Below are 1,408 nucleotides of genomic sequence, written 5' to 3'. Positions count from 1 at the left end.
AGGTCGCCGACGAGGCCGTAGTCGGCGACCTGGAAGATCGGCGCCTCCTCGTCCTTGTTGATCGCGACGATGACCTTCGAATCCTTCATGCCGGCGAGATGCTGGATCGCGCCCGAGATGCCGACGGCGATGTAGAGATCGGGCGCCACCACCTTGCCGGTCTGCCCGACCTGCCAGTCGTTCGGCGCGTAGCCGGAGTCGACCGCCGCGCGGCTGGCGCCGACCGCCGCGCCGAGCTTGTCGGCGAGCGCGGTGATCACCGCGAAGTTCTCCTCCGAGCCGAGCCCGCGCCCGCCCGAAACCACGATCTTCGCGGAGGCGAGCTCGGGCCGGTCCGAGGCCTGGACCTTGTCCTCGACCCAGGACGAGAGCCCCGGATCGGCCGGGCCGGTCGCGGTCTCGATCGGCGCCGGGGCCTGCTCGCCCGGAGCCGCGAAGGAGGCGCCGCGCACGGTGATCACCTTCTTCGGATCGGCGGTCCTCACCGTCTGGATCGCGTTGCCGGCATAGATCGGCCGCTCGAACGTATCGGGCGCCACCACGCCGGTGATTTCCGAGATCACCATCACGTCGAGCAGCGCCGCGAGGCGGGGCGCCACGTTCTTGCCGCTCGTCGTACCGGGAAAGACGATGTGCTCGTAATCTCCGGCGAAGGCCTTCACGAGCTCGGTCAGCGGCTCGGCCAGCCGGTGCGCGTATTCCGCGCCCTCGACATGGATCACCTTCGAAACGCCCGCGAGCTTCGCGGCGGCCTCGGCGACCGGCCCGCAGTCCGCGCCCGCGACCAGCACGGTCACGTCGCCGCCGATCGCGGTCGCGGCGGTGACGGCCTTGCCCGTCGCCTCGTTCAGATGCGCGTTGTCGTGCTTGGCAAGGATCAGGACGGCCATCAGAGCACCCCCGCTTCGTCTTTCAGTTTCGCGATCAGCTCGTCGACCGAGCCGACCTTCACCCCGGCGGCGCGGCTGCCGGGCTCGGCGGTCTTCACCACGGTGAGCCGGGGCGTGACGTCGACGCCGTAATCGGCCGGCGTCTTCTCCTCGAGCGGCTTCTTCTTCGCCTTCATGATGTTGGGAAGGCTCGCGTAGCGCGGCTCGTTGAGGCGCAGGTCGGCGGTGACGATCGCCGGCAGCTTCACTTGGATCGTCTGCAGCCCGCCGTCGACCTCGCGCGTCACCGTGGCCTTCTCGCCCTCGACCGCGAGCGCGGAGGCGAAGGTCGCCTGCGGCCAGCCGAGCAGCGCCGCCAGCATCTGCCCGGTCGCGTTCATGTCGTTGTCGATCGCCTGCTTGCCGGCGATCACCAGCCCCGGAGCCTCGGCGTCGATCACGCCCTTCAGGATCTTCGCCACCGCGAGCGGCTCGATGTCGGTCGCGACATCCTCGGCGGCGACCACGAGGATCGCGCG

General features: G+C 70.0%; 2 protein-coding genes. Both read right to left on the bottom strand.

What is annotated here, in order from left to right:
• Positions 1-890, bottom strand: an 890-nt coding sequence (locus FJM51_RS23400) for an electron transfer flavoprotein subunit alpha/FixB family protein (RefSeq protein ID WP_140456491.1), incomplete at its 3' end; no start/stop codon positions are given.
• The coding region (locus FJM51_RS23395; RefSeq protein WP_140456490.1) for an electron transfer flavoprotein subunit beta/FixA family protein at positions 890-1,408 on the bottom strand (519 nt) is incomplete at its 5' end. The genes FJM51_RS23395 and FJM51_RS23400, both read right to left, overlap by 1 nt.

It is taken from the genome of Amaricoccus solimangrovi (assembly GCF_006385685.1).
Lineage (GTDB): Bacteria > Pseudomonadota > Alphaproteobacteria > Rhodobacterales > Rhodobacteraceae > Amaricoccus > Amaricoccus solimangrovi.
Note: the sequence above shows the minus strand (reverse complement) of the source record. Positions and strands in the feature narration are given on the sequence as shown.